The following is a 20,253-nucleotide window of genomic DNA, read 5'->3' as shown; positions in this document are numbered from 1 at the left end:
TACAAATAAACAAAATATGTCTGATTGGAGTCAATTCTGGAACTGGTTTTATCTGATCTTTCTTATTACGGCAATTCCCGTTGCACTGATGATCATTTTAGAAAAACGATCGCCATTTAAAACAGCGGCATGGATATTAGTACTGATTCTGATCCCCATTTTTGGAATGATTTTCTACCTCGTTTTCGGACAGGAGTACCGCAAACGAAAAATGTTTTCGCGGCGTGGCATAAAAAGCCTGAAAGCCATGCGTCGCCTGAGTGCCGAGCAGTTAAAAAACATCGAGCAAAACAAACTTATTTCGTTGGCCGGATTGCACCACCAGGCAACAATCATCCGGCTTTTACTAAATAATTCCGACTCGTTGCTCACCACCGGGAACAAACTGCATTTGCTGGTAGACGGACAACAAACTTTTGACAGAATTATTGAGGCCATTGAAAAAGCCAGGCACCATATTCACATGGAATATTACATTTTTGCCGACGATAAGATCGGGAATCGAATAAAGGATATTCTTATAAAAAAGCGGAAGGAAGGAGTTGAAGTTCGCATTATTGTTGACGATGTGGGCAGCTGGGGACTGACCCGGAAGTTTTTTAGGGAATTGCAGGCTAACGATATCGAAATTTATCCTTTTATGGAAGTTCGTTTTCCCCGGTTTACATCGCGGGTGAATTACCGCAACCACCGAAAGATTATTGTTATTGATGGGAAAACGGGCTTTATTGGCGGTATAAACATTGCCGACCGCTACATTGAGGGAATGAAAGGACTGGGCCACTGGCGCGACACGCACCTTCAAATTGGTGGCGATGCAGCCACCACCCTACAGGTAATTTTTGCTGCCGACTGGTATTTTATTACCAAACAAAACCTTTACGGCTACCGCTATTTCCCTCCTCTTTCCGATGCTCCGGGTGTTCCGGTGCAGATATCGGCAAGTGGCCCCGATTACAGCTGGAAAAGTATTGAACAGGGCTTTTTTGCTGCTATTACAACAGCGCGAAAAAGAATTCACATTGTTACGCCCTACCTGATGCCTCCACCAGAGTTAAAAACGGCACTAAAAACCGCAGCGCTCAGCCAGGTTGATGTGCGTATTATTATTCCCGAAAAATCGGATGCTTCGCTCTCGAGATGGTGCTCGTTTTCGTATGTTGAAGAGCTACTGGAAGCAGGAGTACGCATTTATTTTTACCAGAAAGGATTTATTCACAGCAAATATCTGTTGGTCGACGATAGTATAGCGAGCGTTGGAACCAGTAATTTCGACTTCCGTAGTTTCGAAACCAATTTTGAAGCCAATGCTTTTATCTACCAAAAAGAATTCACCAGCGAACTCGAACAACACTTTTTGTCCGATTTGCAGCATTGCCGCGAGGTACGTTACCGGGAATGGCGCAAACGACCACTCTTTGATAAGGTCCGCGAATCGTTGGCGCATATTATTAGTCCGATGTTTTAAGAAGAGATGCGGGATTCTGGATACTTGATGCTGGATACTCGTGTCTCGCGACTCGTAACTCGTGACTTGCAACCGGATGCTTGATATCGCTTTCAGAACATTTCCCCTCAACTTTTACCCCCGACGCTTCGGTCGGGATTTGGCTTTGACCGATTTTCAATTCCCTTCGCTCAACTTTTTACTTTTTACTTTTGCCTTCCATAAATCTCCCCTCATTTTAACAGAACGTGCCCCATGGGGCGCAGCCTGTGCCCCTGCATTTTTGCTTTGTGCCCCTTGGGGATTATTATGTGCCCCTCGCTAAAAATCTTAACGAAGAATGGAGCTGTAGTTCGCCTACAGGTTCTGGCTGCAACGAAGTATCATAAAATTTCAAAACGGTAACTTCCCTAAATCCAGGTTACCGCCCGAAAGGATAATACCAACCTTTTTGCCCTGCACATCCACTTTCTTTTCGATAATAGCAGCCAGTGGCACTGCCGACGATGGTTCGATAATAATTTTCATACGCTCCCAGATCATACGCATCGCCTCCACGATGCCTTCTTCGGAAACCGTAACAATATCATCTACCTTCTCTAAAATAATGGCAAAATTCCGTTCGCCCAATGAGGTTAGCAAACCATCGGCAATTGTTTTCGGATTTTCGGAAGGTATCCAACCTTTCGAATGAAACGAACGATAAGCATCGTCTGCTCCTGCAGGTTCGGCAGCAATTACTTTACAACCTGGCAGCAAATGTTTGCTTGAAATAGCTGTTCCACTCAACAGTCCGCCACCACCAACGGGTGCCATAATTACATCAAAATCGCCTTGGTCTTCAATCAATTCTTTGGCAGCGGTCCCCTGCCCGGCAATCACATGAAAATTATTGTAGGGGTGTATTTCCGTGGCTCCGGTTTCGGAAATGACTTGTGCCAGCGTACTTTCGCGAGCTTGTAGCGTAGGTTTGCAAAAGGTAATTTTTGCACCGTACCCGGCAACGGCTTTCTTTTTTATTTCGGGCGAGTTTTCAGGCATCACAATATGCGCAGCTATTCCGCGCATACGGGCTGCCAGCGCCAACGCTGCCGCATGATTACCCGATGAATGTGTGGCCACTCCTTTCTGTGCATCTTCTTCACTGAGCGAAAACACCGCATTACACGCCCCGCGAAATTTAAAAGCACCAACTTTTTGCAGGTTCTCGCATTTAAAAAACAGCTCGGTACCAACAATACTGTTAATGCTCACCGATGACAAAACCGGTGTTCGGTGCGCATATTTTTGTACGATTTCGTGTGCTTTTTCAACGTCGGTAAAAGTCGGAATATTCATGGTTTTGTGTTACTCAGTTTTTCATTTAACAAATCGTAGTTGGTGTTGTATATCGACTGTCTCGACAATTCGCGCAAACGTTTTAATCCCGAAATGTAGAGGTACACCACAAAACCCACAAAAACAATGGTTAGCCAGCCAATCTCGGTGAAAAGAATAAAATCGTAAATGCCATGCAGCAGAATGGGAAACAGCAGCGCCTTCTGTTTCAGGCTTTGACCTTGTTTTTCGTAAAACTTTGCCAGCCCAAAATAAAAGCCCATAGTTATTCCAAAAATTGCGTGTGCCGGAACAGCGGTTACTGCCCGTACAATTCCAGTAGTTAAGCCGCCATCCATTACATAAAGCACATTCTCAACGGCGGCAAATCCCAGCGAAACATAAACGGCATAAACAATGCCGTCGAACTTTTCGTTGAACTCAGGGCTTTTCCAGATCAGGAGATACAAAGCCAGGTATTTAAACAGCTCTTCCGAAAAAGCGGCAACGGCAAATGCTTTCCACGCTGCGGCAAACAACCACGGGAACTGCAGCGTAAAGCGGTCTAAAAAACGTTCGAGAAATAAGATAGGGATTACGGTTAATCCTCCTGCCAGCAAAGCAAATAACAACAAACGCAAAGGCTCTTTTTCATATTTATCGCGGAAATAAATATAAGCTGCAATAATTACCACAGGAGCAAGCGCAAGTACCAGGAGGTTCATATCGTGCTAGTTTCGTCGTTGAAATAAAAAGCCTGCACACCTTTCACTCCCGGGCGGTATTTAAAAACACCTCCCGCATGTGGCCATTTTTCCAGATCCTCGTCGCTGGTTGCTTCCCTCGCCGAAGTGATGTAAAGAGTTCCCATATCTTCGTCGCCAAAAGCACACGAGGTAATATTTTTGGCCGGAACTTCAATTTTGTCGATCAGCTCGCCGGTAGCAGGATTCCAGCATCCCACTGCCGAGCCGCCCCAAAGAGCTACCCACAGGTTATCGTTTTCATCGATTGTCATTCCATCGGGCGATCCCATTTCACGAGGTACGTTTACGGCAACCTCCGGGTTTGAGATTTCGCCGGTGGCATCGTCGTAATCGTAGGCCATAACTTTTTGCGTAGGCGTATCGATGTAGTACATTTTTGTTTTATCGGCCGACCAAACAATCCCGTTCGAAATGCTCACCTTATCCACCATTTTATGAATTGTGGTATCCGGATCGAAACGATACAAAGCAGCCACTTCCTTGTCGCCACTCAAGCTAATTGTTCCAGCCCAAAACCGTCCCGAGGGATCACATTTCCCGTCGTTAAAACGGTTATCGGGCAAATCGGCTTCGGGATGAACCAACAATTTTTTCGCCCCGGTTTCCAGATTAAAATGATAAATTCCGTTTTGCAAAGCAACCAGTGCATTGCCACTTTCTGTGGGCACTACAGTTCCGATCATTTGCCCCGTAAACATTTCTTTGTTGTAACCGGTAGCAGGATTATAAATGTTCAGAATTTCCTTTTTAATGTCGACCCACATCAGTTCTCCGATTTTATAATTCCAGATCGCACCTTCGCCAAGTGTCGACTGGGTGTCGAGCACCAGCTCGGCCTGTTTTGTTTTTGTTTCCGAACAGCTAAACAGCAACAATACTGCTAAAAGAAATAAAACGGTATACTTCATAATTATTGTTTTTCCGGTTATCGATAATCTACATCACCCAAATGTACTAAATACTTTTTATGAGGTCGCGCATAATAAGCGTCATTTTGGGTTCAGCTTTCATGGCAACTTCCTGCACTTCCTCGTGCGAAATTTCTACAATCTCGCCGGGGACTCCGCTGTCGGTAACAATCGAAATTCCAAAAACACGCATATCCATGTGGCGGGCCACAATAACCTCAGGCACAGTTGACATCCCCACAATGTCGCCACCCAAAATGCGGAACATCTTATATTCGGCAGGCGTTTCGAAAGTTGGTCCTGATACGCCAACATAAACTCCTTCTTTTACATCGATGTTATTTTGCAGCGCAATTAATTTGGCTTTGTTGCGCAGGCGCTGACTGTAAGGTTTGCTCATATCGGGGAAACGCGGCCCAAGTTCATTCATGTTTTTTCCGCGCAAAGGATGCTCCGGGAAAAAGTTAATGTGATCGGTAAGCAGTACAATTTCGCCAACATGCCAATCGGGATTTAAACCACCGCTGGCATTCGATACAAAAAGATTTTTTATCCCTACAAACTTCATAACACGTACCGGGAAAGTCACTTCTTTCATGTCGTAACCTTCGTAATAATGAAAGCGGCCCTGCATGGCCAGCACTTCTTTATCACCCAGTTTTCCGTAAATCAACCGTCCGGCATGCCCATCAACAGTCGACACCGGAAAGTTTGGAATATCGGTGTACGGAATAGAATCGATTATCTCGATTTCGTTTACCAGCCCGCCAAGACCGGTACCCAAAATAATTCCCACCTCAGGACTTGCCTGAATTTTTTCTTTTATGAAGTTCGCGGTTGCTTTTATTTTCTCCAACATAATTTAATATCTTCTTATTAAACGACTTTTTTTCTTCTTCAAGGAAATCAATTTTTACCGGCAGATAATACATGGCATTTTTTAGTTCATCGCTTATCTCACTGATGTCTTTAAAACGCATGGCATCCTTTTCGGTTGTTACAATCAATTTTCTTTCTGATTTTATTTCACTGAACTTTTTCTCGATCTCACGAATATCGGCCATACTGTACGAGTGATGATCGGAAAAAGTTAATGTTTCCATGTGTGTTCCCATCTTACGAATAAAGGAATGCATTTGTTTTGGCGAGGCAATTCCGGTAACCACCAACATGTGACAGGCTACGTCTTTATAGCTTGTTTCATCAATTTCAGGAGCATCGAACACCGGCTGCAGCGTACCATAAACCAGGCGTGTAAAATACAAACTCTGGTAGGGTAATAAATTCACATCACTTTGTAAAATGCGGCGCATAATTGGCGTTACTTCCTCGGGGCATTTAGTGAAAATAATAATATTTGCCCGGCGCATTTGAGAAACACCTTCGCGCAAACGACCAACCGGCAGTAACGAATCGTTTTTGATCTGACGATTGTAGTCGATCAATAAAATATTTATCCCCGGAGAAATCCTGCGGTGCTGAAAAGCATCGTCGAGCAACACCACGTCAGGCGTTTTTTCGTTGTTACCTTCCAGCAATTTTTCCACCCCCGAAACCCGGTTTTCGCACACCGAAACGGTAGCCTCCGGAAATTTGTTTTTTATCTGCAGCGGCTCATCGCCCACTTCCTGTGCCGTTGAATTGGTTTCAACCAAACGAAAACCTTTTGTTTTACGTTTGTACCCGCGGCTTAAAGTTGCCACCTCGTACTTCTCTTTTAATAAACTTACCAGGTATTCAACATGCGGCGTTTTTCCGGTACCTCCAACAGTAATATTACCAATCGAAATCACGGGCACATCAAACTCCCTCGAGTTCAAGATTTTAAGATCGTAAGCCCGGTTACGCAGATAAACAACTATTCCGTATAACCAGGACAGAGGATATAATAAGATTTTTGCCATAAATGTTCTTCAAAATAGGTGGCTAAGATAACAAAAAAGGATGCACCATTAGTATTGGCGCATCCTTCAATTTTATTGTTGTAGAATCTTAATTCAGATAAATATCGTAAGGCATACGAGCGTAAATCCCACTCATTTCTGTTGCTTTTTTCAGGTGCTCGTAATAACGGTATTTTTCACCTAATTCGCTTTTCAGAATACGTGCTTTTACGTTTCCGCCCAGCTTAAACATTTCTTCAAACGGACTTGACAATGCAGGCAAAGAAACGGTTCTGTAGTCGTCCAAACCTTCCATTTCAACGGCAAGTTTTATAGCGTCTTCCAGACCTCCGAGTTCATCGATCAAACCAATTTCTTTTGCATTTTCGCCACTCCAAACACGACCCTGTCCAATATTGTCCACGTCTTCTTTTGTCATGCCACGGCCATCAGATACATGCGACAAGAAAGTATCGTAACCAATAGAAATATAATTTGTCATGCGTTGTTTTTCGTACGGAGTCATTGGGCGCATTAACGAAACAAAATTCGAATGTTCGTTGGTTCCAACTTCATCGGTAGTAATTCCAAGCTTGTCGTTCATCAGTTCGCCAAAGTTTGGAATCTGACCAAAAATACCGATCGAACCAGTGATTGTATTCGGACTGGCAACAATTTTATCGGCCGGACACGAAATATAATAACCACCTGATGCTGCGACATCTCCAAACGATACTACCAATGTCTTTTCTTCGGCAGCCAGTTTCACTTCGCGCCAAATTGTTTCAGAATCGAACACAGCTCCACCCGGAGAATTTACACGCAAAACAATTGCCTTATATGAGCTGTCCTGACGCACTTTACGAATTTCCTTACCCAGCTTATCGCCGTTAATTCCTTCGTCGGCACTTACAGTAGTTCCAATCTCGCCACTGGCATAAATAACAGCAACTTTGTTTCGACTGTATTTTTTGCTTTGTCCTTTCACCGGAACCTTAACATAGTCTTTCACACTCACCACCGGAATTCCTTCTGTTCCTTCAATTCCGGTAATTTCGCGCATATCATCAAGCACTTCATCGCGGTATTTTGCAGCATCGATCAAACCATTCTCCACCATATTTTGGGCTTTCTTGTAGGTTTGTGCTTCGTCGGCCAGTTCATTTAGTTTTTCTACCGAAATATTACGCTTCTCCGAAATTCCTTTCAGCATATGATTCCACAAACTATTCATGTAAACCAGGCGCTGCTCGCGATTTTCCTCGCTCATTTTATCCAGCATATAAGGCTCAACTGCCGATTTAAATTTGTTGTTCGGGCCACGAATGATCTGCATTTCAACTCCCAGTTTTTCGAGAGCATTTTTGTAAAACATCAGTTCGCTGCTCAATCCACGAAAATCGAGAAAAACTTCAGGGTGTAAAACAATCTGGTCGGCAACTGTTGCCACATAATAACCTTTTTGGTCTAATATCATTTGATCGGCAACGGCATAAATCGGTTTATCACAACTGTCTTTAAAAGCGATCAAATCATTTCGGATCTCTTCAACCGAAGCAAAACCTCCGTTTGTTACCGACAGTTTCAGGTAAACACCTTTTATACGATCATCGTTGGCGGCTTTCTTTAACGACTCGCTAATATCATCCAGCCCAATTGTTTTTATCGAACTAAAAATTCCGGGAAGTTCAAGATCTTCAAAAGGATCGTTTGGCGCGCGGTCTACAATGCTCTTGCTCAAGTCAATAACCAGCATCGATTGGTCGGTTACCGTAATCTCTTTATCGGCCGAGGCAATAATGGCCCCAAAAACGATAAACATCAGAAAAATACCAATTAACGATATGGCCAGGAAACCAACAATGGTCGCTAATACGTATTTGAAGAATTCTTTCATATTTTTGTAATTTAATTAATGTTCTATTTTAGTGAATGAGTACAAGTTTGATCAAGGAATTACAAATATAAGATACAATGAACAAGGTGTTTCTTGGAATAGGCGGAAATATTGGCGACAAGCATAAAAATTTTAAACGCGCCCACGAACTGATTGACTTAAAATTAGGTAAAATAATCCAAAAGTCATCCGTTTATGAAACTCCGCCGTGGGGTTTTCATTGCGAGGATCCGTTCTGGAACCAGGTTGTAGTTATTGAAACCAAACTTGAGGCGGAAGAATTGCTGTGGCGCATCCACGAAATGGAAGCCGATTTTGGCAGAAAACGTGGCAACGAACGCTACTCGTCGCGCGAAATGGATATTGACATCCTGTATTTTAACGACGAGTTTATGGAGTCGAAAGATCTGATCGTTCCTCATCCGCGCATTCACGAACGTCGTTTTGTCCTTGTTCCGCTGGTTGAAATTGCCCCGAAAATGAAACACCCGCTTCGGCGTTTAACCAGCATTGAAATGCTGGAAAACTGCCTCGACAAGTCGGTTATCAAGAAAGTTGAAATGGACGAAGAAACTGAATGCTGAATTTCGATTAACGATTGTTGATTTCAGACCGGATAAATCACGCCACATTCATTGTCATTACTAGTGTTAAATCAATCAAATAACGTCGATACGTCATGCTGTCCGTCAGCTGACGGATCAGCATCTCTTTAATAAACAGGGATTCCGAAACAAGTTCGGAATGACGTAACTGTAACTAAAGACTTGATATTAAACTAGAAACCATAGTAACTACTCTTGTAATCTTAGGCATAGTATTAAAACCACTCTGTTTATTCCTGAATCCCCTTTGTCCAATCTTCATTATACAGGAAATCGTTATACGGAAAACGTTGCGAATGAATTCCTTTTACCTTTTCGTAAAGTTCAACCTTAAACTCTTCGATGTTCGTTTTGTCTTTTGCTGAAATGAATAAGGCCGGCGTGTTACTTTTTGCCATCCACGAGCTTTTCCACTCTTCCAGGGTGAAATTATCTTTTGTACGTGGCGAAAGATCATCCTCATCTTTTTCCTCGTAGGTAAAAGCATCAATCTTATTGAAGATATAGAACGTTGGTTTATCGCCTGCATCGATTTCTTCCAAAGTAGTGTCAACCGTTTCAATCTGCTCTTCAAATCCCGGATGCGAAATATCAACAATGTGTAGCAAAATATCTGCCTCGCGAACCTCGTCGAGTGTTGATTTAAACGACTCAACCAAACCGTGTGGTAGTTTACGGATAAATCCAACTGTATCGGCCAAAAGGAAAGGCAGGTTTTCGATCACCACTTTTCGTACCGTAGTATCGAGTGTTGCAAAAAGTTTATTCTCGGCAAACACTTCCGACTTGGCCATCATATTCATAATGGTTGATTTACCAACGTTGGTATACCCCACCAAAGCCACGCGTACCATTTTCCCACGGTTTTTGCGCTGGGTAGCTTTTTGTTTGTCGATCTTCTCCAGCTGTGTTTTTAGGCGGCTGATTTTATCGAGAATAATCCGGCGGTCGGTTTCTATCTGGGTCTCACCCGGGCCACGCATACCAATACCACCACGCTGACGCTCGAGGTGAGTCCACATTCGTGTTAATCGCGGGAGTAAATACTGGTACTGCGCTAACTCAACCTGTGTTTTTGCGTGAGCCGTTTTTGCCCGTTTTGCAAAAATATCGAGAATCAGGTTGGTACGATCGAGAATTTTACACTCCAATTCACGTTCAATATTTCGTAATTGTGTAGGTGTCAGCTCGTCGTCGAAAATTACAGTATCGGCTTCAACTACTTTTATGTATTGATTAATCTCGTCGAGTTTTCCCGGGCCAACAAATGTGGCTTTATTCGGGATATCCAGTTTTTGGGTGAATTTTTTTAATACTTGCGCACCCGCAGTATCGGCCAAAAACTCCAATTCGTCGAGGTACTCTTTTGCCTGACGTTCATCCTGATCCTGGTTGATCAGTCCCACAATAACCGCTTTTTCTGTTATAGGTGCTGTTTCTATCATTTACTTTATTTTAGTCAAAAAAAAACTCCTGCTTCTAAAGAAACAGGAGTGCAAAAATATTGTTTTTTATTTGTTACTGCAACACGAAGTTAATTGGTACCGTGTACGATACATTAACTGGTTTTCCTCGCTGTTTACCTGGCTTCCATGCAGGAAGCGCATTTACCACACGAAGTGCTTCTTTATCCAACGAAGGGTCAACTCCCCTTGCGATTTTGGCATCGGTAACTTTTCCTGTTTTACTTACAACGAAAGTTACATATACTTTACCTTGAATACCGTTTTCCTGTGCAATTACAGGATACTTAATAGCATTGGCAATATACTTACGCAATGCAAGGTCTCCACCCGGGAATTCCGGCATATCTTCTACGATAAAGAATACCTGAGCTTCTTCCTCTTCTTCTTCAGCTGCTGTTTCGATAACAGGAGCAACGTCGATTACAGTTTCATCGTCGGCCTCTGTATCTTCAATTTGCAACTCGTCTTCAATTTCTACATCATCGTCAACAATGTTCAGCACCTCGATAACTTGTGGTGGTGGAGGTGGTGGAGGTGGTTTAACCTCTTGCTCACGAGTAATAGGGATGATCTCTTCTTCAACTTCCGCAGTTTGGATCTGACCAAGGTCAGCAGCCTTTGATGGTTTTGTAGTCCACTCAAAAGCCAGAAGCGAAAGCCCCAACGCGACAACTAATCCAATCAGCCAAAACATATTCTTTTTGGCTTCCAGATCAGCTTTTGGTGTTTTTTTAAGTTCCATACTTAACTATTTTATTTGTTTTATTTGATTTATTTGCCCTTCAAAATCGGGGCTTAAAGATAAAAAATAATCTTCACATGCAAGTGAATTTTAAATTCATTTCAATTTTCTATTGTAATATAAAATTAATGGGTACTGTATAGCGCACTTTTACCGCCTTATTGCCCTGTTTCCCCGGCTTCCACCGAGGCATCGATTTCACTACGCGAATTGCTTCACGGTCAAGTGATGCGTCGACTCCGCGTGCCAGTGCAACGTTATAAATGTCCCCATTTTCATCAACTACAAAGGTCACAAATACCTTGCCTTTAATTCCATTTTCCTGTGCGATTGACGGGTACTTAACATTTTTCGATAAAAAGCTCAACAAAGCAGCCTGTCCTCCCGGAAATTCGGGCATTGTTTCAGCAAAGTTTAAAATTGCACTTAAATCTTCTTCTCCCGGATCTTCCCCCTGATCCAAAATGCCTCCAAGATCAATTACTACCGGCTCGTAGGGATCCTCTCCTTCCCATATTAATTCTTCCTCTATCTTTTTACCGTCTTCAATAACTTCAAAAACCGGCACTTTAAATATTGGTTTTTCGGGCTTAGCTTTTTCAGGTGGTGTACGTGGAATCACCAGGTCTTCGGGTGGCATATAATCTCTGTTTCCCTGAACAATCATTACTTTTCGTGCAGGTTGTTTCCACTCGAATGCAAACAATGTAAAACCAAGCGCAACTACCAAACCTATCAGGAACAACGTAGCTTTTTTACTTTCAAGATCAGCTTTCTTTGTTTTTTTAGATTTCATGGGTTCTAATTTTATTGGATTGTTAAATAAATCAAAGAACGCCGGCTTCTTGTTTTCTGCAGTTATATTTAATAACAGCAAAAACTTTACCAAAAAAAATATTTGATTGATTCTGAAAAATATTTTTATATTTGCAGCCACGTTTTGGGGGATTAGCTCAGTTGGCTAGAGCGCTTGACTGGCAGTCAAGAGGTCACCGGTTCGACTCCGGTATTCTCCACAGCAAAGGAGCAATTCGAAAGGATTGCTCCTTTTTTGTATCTTTTATTCTAATCAAAAAACATGATATGGCCTATTACATGTATATTTTGCAGAGCGAAAAAAATGGGAAATATTATATTGGAAGCACCCAAAATGTAGAAGAGCGATTACAACAACATAATTGGAGCAGGACACCATCAACAAAATCAGGAATTCCTTGGAAATTAGTTTATTCTGAAGAGTTTGAAGAACGTCCTTCTGCAACACAACGGGAATATGAGATTAAGCAAAAGAAAAGCAGAAAATACATTCAATTTCTGATTAACTCAGTTGGCTAGAGCGTCCCGAAAGCATTCGGGAAGGTCACCGGTTCGACTCCGGTATTCTCCACAACAAAGGAGCAATTCGAAAGGATTGCTCCTTTGTTATTATTACCAATACAATTTTTCGTCTGCGAGGCCGTGATTTAACACCTCTTTGCAAAAGATTAAATGTTACACAGAAAGCATCACATCAGTAAGCGAATCTTCAGGTTGGAGGTTGAGCCTTTTCCTTAATTTGTAACGATGGTTTTCAACGCCACGGATGGAAATTCCAAGCAGCGGTGCAATTTCTTTCGACGATAAATTCATTCTCAGATAAGCACACAATTGCAGGTCGCTCGATGTAAGATCGGGATATTTGTCCTTCATCTTATGGAAGAACTGTTCATGTGCCCGCTCAAAATTGTTTTCAAAAATCTGGCGGTCGTCTCGGCTCGATATATTTTCGTCAATTTTGTTGTTCAGGTAATTAAAATACTTGTCGGGGTAACGCGATCCCAGCTCTTCTTTTTGTTTCCGTATAATGTTTTTCAGGTCGATCAGAAACTCGTTTTTACGAATAATAGCCATGGTAGAGTTTGCCAGCTCTTTACTTTTAAACCGCACTTCGCTACGCAGTTTATCGTTTCGCAGGCGAATGAGTTCCCGCTCGCGTTTTTCGTGTTGCAACTGCTCTTTCTTTTGAGTTTGTTTTATCCCCCACCGCCGGAATAGCAAAAGTGCTCCGATTAAAATAAACATATACAGAAATATGGCCAGTTTGGTAGCCAACAGTGGTGGCAGAATTTTAAAATTGAAGGTGTAAAGCTGACTTTCGTTACCCCAGATATCAACAGCTTTTACCTGTAACTGGTATTCTCCGCGTGGTAACCTTTCAAACTGAAATTCGGGGTCGGTCACACTTTCCGACCAGCCCTGATGTAAGCCCCGTAAAAAATACTTGTACGATACCGGAAATTCATTAAGCATAGGAAAAGAAAAGCGGAATTTTACGTTGTTCAGCGTGTTTTTAATCTCGGATTCATTGGTGTTAAGTGGCAAAAATACCGATCTCCCGCCATTGCTTTGCAGCTCAATGGTTCTCACCTCTGGCGCGTACCGTCCAACCCTGCTTGTGGAAGAGTCGCTTACCGAAGCATCAAGAAAAGCCAGACCGTTTTGAAGGCACAAAATACCGGTGTATTGATTTACCGGAAGTATATTCTCGAAACCTTCAACCAGCAACGGATCGTTAAACAACGACGTTGGAAACTCTTTAATCAGTTTAACATCGGTTTGTACAATAGAGAACAGACCAATTGATGTTGGTTCGATAAACCAATAATAATTATTGGGTGCTTTTATTATCCGGTTGGCTGCTGCATACTTTCCCAAACTGGCGTTTAATGAATCGTACGGCAAAATGGTATTGGTAAGATCATCGAAGGTATATAACTTTTCGCCGGTAGTAAATACAATGCGTTTTTCAATTTTAAAAACATGGATTGAATGGTCTTTTCCAAAAGTCTCCTCTCCGAAATATTCAGGTTCGTCCACAGCTTTTGTACGCTCTTCATCCACCTGAATTTTAAATATTCCGCGGTGCATGTGGCTGGCCCAGATATTTCCTAAATGATCGAATTCAATATAACGGATCAGGTTACCAAAATCCTCGATGTAGTTTCGAAACTCAATTCCCTCGATGTTTTTGTTGTATACAATTATGCGGTTGTAGGTCGATTGCAGAATCAAGCCCGGATGAAATGGATCCTGTACAAAATTGAATGCTCCTCCTTCTGATGAGATTACTCTTTTTATTCCATTCTTAAGTGCAAAACTTCCCTGGTTGTGCCCGATTAAAAGTTCGTCATCAATTACTTTCAGATCCCAAATCTGATCCTGTGTGCCCTGAAGAAGTTTAATATCATCATTATCCAAATCAAGCGATCCTTCAAATAAACCTTGGTTCGTGCCGAGGTAAAGTTTGTTCTCGAAAATGGCCGTTGAGTAGATAGCACCCGCGCCCGGTAACTTTTTAACTACAAAACTTTTGTTGGGATTGTCGGCAACAAAACCAATTCCAATATCGAGTGCCAGCCAGGTATTCCCCCGTTCGTCGGTTGCGATGCCTAGCACCGTGTTGTTCGGAAGCCCATTTCTCGAATTTACTTTTGTAATCAGTTTTCCAAACCGGTCAAACACTACAATTCCGTCAACCAGCGAACCAATAATATATTGTCCGTTTTTGGTTCGGCAGGCCCTGTTTAATTCGTTCTCGATAAAATACGAGGTCCAGTCATCGTTCCATTGTTTCAGCACACTTCCATCCCAAAGAAAAATTCCTCTGTCGGCTGTACCAATCAGCAGGTTTTCATTATTCCCGGAGATAATAAATTTAACCGTTGTGCCGATCAGCGCATCATCGAAAATTATTCGTTTTACCTCATCGTTTTCAACTTCCCAAATTCCATTGTTCCTGATCGCCACCAAAACACGATCGTTTACCTGATTCATTACAGAAATACCACCACCAAGGTGCAAAGAATATATACTGTCGTTGTGATAGGTAAGTATATTGCCAAACGATTGAAAATAAACATAATCGTCTTTTACCGCAATGTTCCAAAACTCCAGATTGGGATTTGCTTCGTAAAACTCTACCGCTTTCGAGTTCAGCGACTTGTAGACAAGTTCACCTGTTGGAGTTGCTTTCCAAAAACCCAACTCCATGTATCCGCCGGTATAAACAACCGAGTCGTCAACGGCTTTTACCGAGCGTACAATTGTATTGTTGGGCAATCGATTCATTGTCCAGTTGGTTCCGTCGAACGAAAGAAGACCCGAATGATTAGCAAAATAAACGATACCGTTGTTGGCAATACTAACGCCCCAGTTTTGCCGGGCTCCTTTATAGATGGTTTGGTCAAATTTTACCACCCCCGTTTCCTCTTGCAAAGCCAGTGAAGTAATAGCCCAAATAACCAAAAAGATGGTGCCTATGATCGATTTTGTTCCGATTCTTAGCATCGAATGTTAATGATTGAACAGATGATAAATGGATGTTATTCCTCTGGTTTCTACTCCAAACCCCATTTTTTACGAAATAAATAAAATTAAATGTATAAAAAAATAAAAAGAATTCATAAACACACCATCATTTTAAGCACTGTTTTACAAACACTTACAATTACTGTCTCAAATACAGGATGAGGTAATGATGAGGTTCTTAAAGCGATTCACTTTCGCCGAAAGTATCAATAGTGTATTTATTTGATTGTTTTCCGCCATGCTGTCACCGTAACTTTGAGGTCAAACTAATTCAAATTTTAAAGTTATGCGAAAAACATTCTTTATTGTATTTCTCCTTTTTTCGTTTTCAACCCTATTTGCGCAAGATAGAATTTCTATCTCCGGCTCGGTGGTTGATCCAAACGGAATAACTCTTCCGGGAGTATCCGTTTTGGAAAAAGGAACAACTAACGGAGTTGTTACAGACATTGACGGCAATTATACTTTGTCGGTTAAACAGGGAGCCAATGTAGTTTTTAGTTACATTGGTTTTTTATCACAGGAAATAAAACCTCAGCAATCAGGTACCGTCAACATTCAATTACAGGAAGATGTAGTTGGCCTTGAGGAAGTGGTTGTGGTTGGTTACGGTTCGATGAAAAAGGCCGATCTTACCTCTTCAATTTCCACACTGAAATCAGACGAGCTGGTAAAAACGCCTGCCGGACAGGCTATGCAGTCGTTGCAAGGGAAAGTTGCCGGGGTACAAATTGTGAATTCCGGATCGCCCGGCAGTTCACCAACAGTACGTATTCGCGGTATCGGATCATTTCCGGGAAGCAGTAATTCATCACCTTTGTATGTTGTTGACGGAATGTATTTCGACAACATCGATTTCCTTAACCCATCGGATATCGAAACCTTATCGGTTTTGAAAGATGCATCGGCATCGGCAATTTATGGAGTTAGGGCAGCAAACGGTGTGGTACTTATCACCACAAAAAAAGGTTCGTTAAACACACAAACCAGTATTACCTACGAAGGATACTATGGTATTCAGGTTCCGCAAAACGTAATGCAAATGGCCAACGCCGAACAATTTGTTGATTACGTTTATCAAACCGGATCGGCTGCCGACATCAGCTTTGTGGAAAATGCCATGCAGCGTTATGGCCGTAGCCGCGTGAACCCTAACGTACCAAATGTAAATACCGACTGGTATGCAGAGATTATGAAATCGCATGCCCGCCAGCAAAACCACTCGGTTTCAGTTCTGGGTGGAAATGACAAAACTTCTTATTCAATGGGAGTGAATTACTACGATCAGGAAGGTTTGTTGGAAGCCAACGATTCGTACAAAAGAATGAATATTCGTGCATCAATCGATCACCAGGCAAACAAATGGTTAAAAACCGGGGTCAACTTTAATGTAAGTAACGGAACCCGATACATTGCCGACGATGCAGCCTGGTTTAGTGCTTACCATGCTGTACCGATTTTACCGGTATACGACCAACAGAATTACGATGAATTGGTAGCACAAGGAATTGATTACCCCAGTAATTATTCAAGTGCACAGTTATTGGATTATCGCGGATCGCAAAACCCGTTTTTAAATCTTGCTTATAACGATTCTCGTCAAGACATCAGAAAAGTACTTGCCGGTATTTACGCCGAGGTTGACATCCTTCCAAATCTGTTGACGTTTAAAAGTGCATACAATTCTTCAATGATGTTCCTGAAAGCTCGCAGTGTTGGATTGCCATATTACATCACTAATTCGACGCGAAGAACTTTATCTTCCATTTCATCATCGCGAACTACCAATGTAAATCAATTCTTTGATAACACATTAACATACACCGACAGTTTTGGCGACCACAATATTACCGCAATGGCCGGTATGTCGTACCGCCATGAGTGGTATGATTATTTGGGCGGTTCGGCCGAAGATATTCCGCTGAATGAGAATGCCTGGTACATCAACCAGTCGCAGTCGGAGTCATCAAAACAAGTTGGCGATAACGGAGAGCGCCTGTACGGTGTTTCCTATTTCGGACGTGTTTCGTACAACTACGATAATAAGTACATTGCTTATTTCACTATCCGCCAGGAAGGAACACAAAAGTACCAGGAAAAATGGGGAACTTTCCCTGCCTTTGGTTTAGGATGGGTAGTTACCGAAGAGAGTTTTATGGAAAATGTTGGTTTTCTCGACTACCTGAAATTAAGAGGTGGCTGGGGAAAACTGGGTAACGATAAAATTGCCCGCCAGGATGGAGCAAACACTACCAACCCGGTATATTTGGCAATCGACGATATGCAGGTTGACGGAACAACAACAACAAGTACATTTGGTTATTTGGGTTGGGAAACCGTTACCGGAACCAATGTTGGTTTGAACGCCGAATTGTTTGGTAATCGGTTAACCATTGATGCCGACTACTTTATCCGCGACACGGAAGATGCTGCTATCCCGGTAAGTTTGAAATTGCAATCGGGAAGCGTTTTGCGTAACGTTGGTACCATCCGTAACTCAGGGTTGGAACTTGCAGTAGGCTGGAGAAACGAAATTAACAAAGATTTTAGCTACAACCTTGGTGTGAACATTTCAACACTGAAAAACGAAGTTCGCGACCTTTACGGACAAACCTACATTAACGGAGGTCAGGCCGAGTTCAGACAACGTTCTCAGGTTGGCGAGCCATTGCTTTCATTCTATGGTTACGAAGTAGCAGGAATTTACCAAAATGAGGCTGAAATTAATGCTGATCCGGTAGCCGTTGACAATTCACTGGTTCCGGGCGATTTCAGGTTTGTCGATCAGAACAACGACGATGTGATCAACGACGACGACAAAGTATTCCTTGGCTCGTACATTCCAACATTCTCTTACGGTGGATTTATCGGGCTAAACTACAAGGATTTCGAATTCTCAATGAACATTATGGGCCAGACAGGTAATAAAATTCTTAACCGCAAACGTGGTGAGATCATCTGGACAAACGACACCAACATCGATGCTGATTTGGCCAACGGACTTTGGACAGGCGAAGGCACATCAAACAAATATCCATCGGCTTCAGCACTCCGTCGCGGATGGAACCAGAACTTTAGCGATTACCTGGTTGAAGACGGAAACTTCTTCCGCATCCAGAATATTCAGCTGGCGTACAACATTGATGGCAAAAAGCTGTTTGGTGCAGGAATGCCCGATGCAAGAGTTTTTGTAACTGCTGAAAAGCCGCTTACTGTATTTAAATACAACGGATTCAATCCTGAAGTTAACAACGGTATCGACCGCCAGTTTTATCCGGTTCCGGCCGTTTATACAATTGGGGTAAATCTAAAATTCTAAACACTTTAAGACATGAAGAAGAAACTATTAATAAAATATTTTACACCCGTACTATTAAGCGGGCTGTTATTGGTGTCGGGAATTGGATGTACCGACAAACTGGACCAGCCATTTGAAAACGAATCGTTTACCAGCGACGTAGATTACACCATTGGCGAAAATATGATTTTACCATTACTGGGAGCTTACCAGGGTTTGTACACCCGCGCATGGGAAGAGCCATTAACACTGGGAATCAGAGGCGACGATGTAAATGCTGCCGGCGACCAGGTTCCTATGCAGGAACAGGACAATTACATGTACCAGGCCAGTCACTGGAATCCAAACTCGGTGTGGCAACAACACTACAACGACATTGTAAATGCATTTACTGCAATCGACGAGATCAATAAGTACCGCGAAGCATCGGGGAACAATGCTATGGCCGATCAGTACATTGCCGAATGTCGTGTAATGCGTGCTTACCTATACCTTAACATTGCACGAACTTTTGGAGGTTGTATCGTTATCGACCAGCTGGATAATATCCAGAATACACCGGTGAGTAACAAAGCACAGGTTATGCAGTATATTGTTGACGAAATGACCGATGCAATTCCAAACCTACCGGATATGCATCCAAACAAACGATCTGATATTCCTGGAGGTATGACCACTTACACTGCTTATGCAATTCAGGCTTTGGCTTACCAGGAAATGAAAGATTATCAGGGCGTTGTAAATGCAACGTCGCAAATTATCAACTCGGGCGAGTTCAAGTTAGCCGACGACTTTTATCACCTATTCAAAAAGGCCGGTAAATTGGATGACGAGAATATCATGGAATTCCAGTATTCTGATTTCAACCAGGGAGAAGGCGACCGTTTTGGTTTCCTGTTTGCCCCATTTGGTATTGGCGGATGGACACCCGTTGTTACCGGTGCCGGAGCAGGTTGGGGATTTTATGAGCCCACACTGAAATACATCGAATTTATGCTCGACAGAGGCGAGAGTGTACGTCTGGAAACCAGTGTTATTTTCACTCCCGACGGAATTACCGAGTTGAGAAATGACTATGGTACAATTCCTGAGTGGATTACCAATACCAACCGCGAAGGTGATATTTTTAACAACAACGCCCGCATGTATTTTGTGAGTGGAAAACATAGCCAGCCTTCTACTGAACTGGTTCCCGGAAGAACATCTTACGGAAGTAACAAAAACTTTATCGTTATCCGCTATTCAGAAATGTTGCTGATGTACGCCGAAGCGATTACCCGTGGTGCATCAAGCAGTATTTCAATGAGTGCCGACGATGCAGTGAACATGGTTCGCGCACGTGCCGGATTAACCAACTTGTCAGGCGTTACAACTCAGGATGTACTGGATGAAAAATTTGCCGAATTGGCAATGGAATGGGGTACCCGCTATTACGATATGGTGCGTACGGAAAACACAAGTGCCCTTTCGTATGGTGGCAGAACATTTACGATGGACAAAGCCTATTTGCCATTTCCGGCCGATCAGGTTGCTGAATTACCACAATTGGAAGAAGGAATTGACTAAAACGATATAA

The 20,253-nt window shown here is 42.6% G+C and carries 15 protein-coding genes and 2 tRNA genes; 7 read left to right on the top strand and 10 right to left on the bottom strand.

Going from position 1 to position 20,253, the window contains the following annotated elements:
- Positions 1–16 precede the first annotated feature (16 nt).
- Positions 17–1,468, top strand: coding sequence for a cardiolipin synthase (cls, locus tag G4420_RS22090; RefSeq protein WP_163326122.1), 1,452 nt, complete (start codon positions 17–19; stop codon positions 1,466–1,468).
- Between the two features lie 372 nt (positions 1,469–1,840).
- Here cls and G4420_RS22085 read toward each other — a convergent pair whose 3' ends face one another.
- From G4420_RS22085 to sppA, 6 genes are all read right to left on the bottom strand, one after another.
- Positions 1,841–2,785: a pyridoxal-phosphate dependent enzyme gene (locus tag G4420_RS22085; protein WP_163326121.1), complete on the bottom strand. Its 945-nt coding sequence runs from the start codon at positions 2,783–2,785 to the stop codon at positions 1,841–1,843.
- On the bottom strand, positions 2,782–3,489 hold the full coding sequence (locus tag G4420_RS22080; RefSeq protein WP_163326120.1) for a PrsW family glutamic-type intramembrane protease: 708 nt from the start codon (positions 3,487–3,489) through the stop codon (positions 2,782–2,784). The genes G4420_RS22085 and G4420_RS22080 overlap by 4 nt, the downstream gene beginning before the upstream one ends.
- A complete protein-coding gene (locus tag G4420_RS22075; RefSeq protein ID WP_163326119.1) occupies positions 3,486–4,439 on the bottom strand; it encodes an SMP-30/gluconolactonase/LRE family protein in 954 nt (317 codons plus the stop codon). The genes G4420_RS22080 and G4420_RS22075 overlap by 4 nt, the downstream gene beginning before the upstream one ends.
- Before the next feature lie 46 nt (positions 4,440–4,485).
- Positions 4,486–5,298 carry a purine-nucleoside phosphorylase gene (locus G4420_RS22070; RefSeq protein WP_163326118.1) on the bottom strand — a complete coding sequence of 271 codons (813 nt, stop codon included), beginning with the start codon at positions 5,296–5,298 and terminating at the stop codon, positions 4,486–4,488.
- Positions 5,237–6,343: a tetraacyldisaccharide 4'-kinase gene (gene lpxK / locus G4420_RS22065; RefSeq protein ID WP_163326117.1), complete on the bottom strand. Its 1,107-nt coding sequence runs from the start codon at positions 6,341–6,343 to the stop codon at positions 5,237–5,239. Before lpxK ends, G4420_RS22070 begins: the two co-directional genes overlap by 62 nt.
- Before the next feature lie 88 nt (positions 6,344–6,431).
- Positions 6,432–8,219 (bottom strand): signal peptide peptidase SppA, encoded by a 1,788-nt coding sequence (gene sppA / locus G4420_RS22060; RefSeq protein ID WP_163326116.1) that lies wholly within the window; start codon positions 8,217–8,219, stop codon positions 6,432–6,434.
- Between the two features lie 77 nt (positions 8,220–8,296).
- Between sppA and folK the strand changes: the two genes are divergently transcribed.
- A complete protein-coding gene (gene folK / locus G4420_RS22055; protein ID WP_163326115.1) occupies positions 8,297–8,803 on the top strand; it encodes a 2-amino-4-hydroxy-6-hydroxymethyldihydropteridine diphosphokinase in 507 nt (168 codons plus the stop codon).
- A 251-nt stretch (positions 8,804–9,054) separates the two neighbouring features.
- On the opposite strand, the gene hflX is transcribed toward folK, so the two are convergent.
- From hflX to G4420_RS22040, 3 genes are all read right to left on the bottom strand, one after another.
- Complete coding sequence (hflX, locus tag G4420_RS22050; protein ID WP_163326114.1) at positions 9,055–10,269, bottom strand: GTPase HflX; 1,215 nt, start codon at positions 10,267–10,269, stop codon at positions 9,055–9,057.
- A gap of 73 nt (positions 10,270–10,342) precedes the next feature.
- Positions 10,343–11,032 carry an energy transducer TonB gene (locus G4420_RS22045; RefSeq protein ID WP_163326113.1) on the bottom strand — a complete coding sequence of 230 codons (690 nt, stop codon included), beginning with the start codon at positions 11,030–11,032 and terminating at the stop codon, positions 10,343–10,345.
- A 109-nt stretch (positions 11,033–11,141) separates the two neighbouring features.
- A complete protein-coding gene (locus G4420_RS22040) occupies positions 11,142–11,828 on the bottom strand; it encodes an energy transducer TonB (RefSeq protein ID WP_163326112.1) in 687 nt (228 codons plus the stop codon).
- Positions 11,829–11,974: 146 nt separating this feature from the next.
- Here G4420_RS22040 and G4420_RS22035 point away from each other — a divergent pair.
- The 3 genes from G4420_RS22035 (at position 11,975) to G4420_RS22025 (ending at position 12,419) form a co-directional block, all read left to right on the top strand.
- Positions 11,975–12,048: transfer RNA gene (locus G4420_RS22035), tRNA-Ala, on the top strand.
- A 67-nt stretch (positions 12,049–12,115) separates the two neighbouring features.
- Complete coding sequence (locus G4420_RS22030) at positions 12,116–12,367, top strand: GIY-YIG nuclease family protein (protein ID WP_163326111.1); 252 nt, start codon at positions 12,116–12,118, stop codon at positions 12,365–12,367.
- Positions 12,350–12,419 (top strand) — tRNA-Ala (locus tag G4420_RS22025). The genes G4420_RS22030 and G4420_RS22025 overlap by 18 nt, the downstream gene beginning before the upstream one ends.
- Before the next feature lie 104 nt (positions 12,420–12,523).
- Here the strand turns inward: G4420_RS22025 and G4420_RS22020 are convergent.
- Entirely contained in the window at positions 12,524–15,358 is a 2,835-nt protein-coding gene (locus tag G4420_RS22020) for a helix-turn-helix and ligand-binding sensor domain-containing protein (protein WP_163326110.1), read from the bottom strand.
- Between the two features lie 307 nt (positions 15,359–15,665).
- Here G4420_RS22020 and G4420_RS22015 point away from each other — a divergent pair, with 307 nt between their 5' ends.
- Complete coding sequence (locus G4420_RS22015; protein WP_163326109.1) at positions 15,666–18,698, top strand: SusC/RagA family TonB-linked outer membrane protein; 3,033 nt, start codon at positions 15,666–15,668, stop codon at positions 18,696–18,698.
- 12 nt (positions 18,699–18,710) lie between these two features.
- Positions 18,711–20,243: a RagB/SusD family nutrient uptake outer membrane protein gene (locus tag G4420_RS22010; RefSeq protein ID WP_163326108.1), complete on the top strand. Its 1,533-nt coding sequence runs from the start codon at positions 18,711–18,713 to the stop codon at positions 20,241–20,243.
- The last annotated feature ends 10 nt before the right edge of the window (positions 20,244–20,253 follow it).

Origin of the sequence: Draconibacterium mangrovi, assembly GCF_010586825.1 — a bacterium.
GTDB lineage: Bacteria > Bacteroidota > Bacteroidia > Bacteroidales > Prolixibacteraceae > Draconibacterium > Draconibacterium mangrovi.
This window is presented reverse-complemented; position numbering and strand designations above follow the sequence as displayed.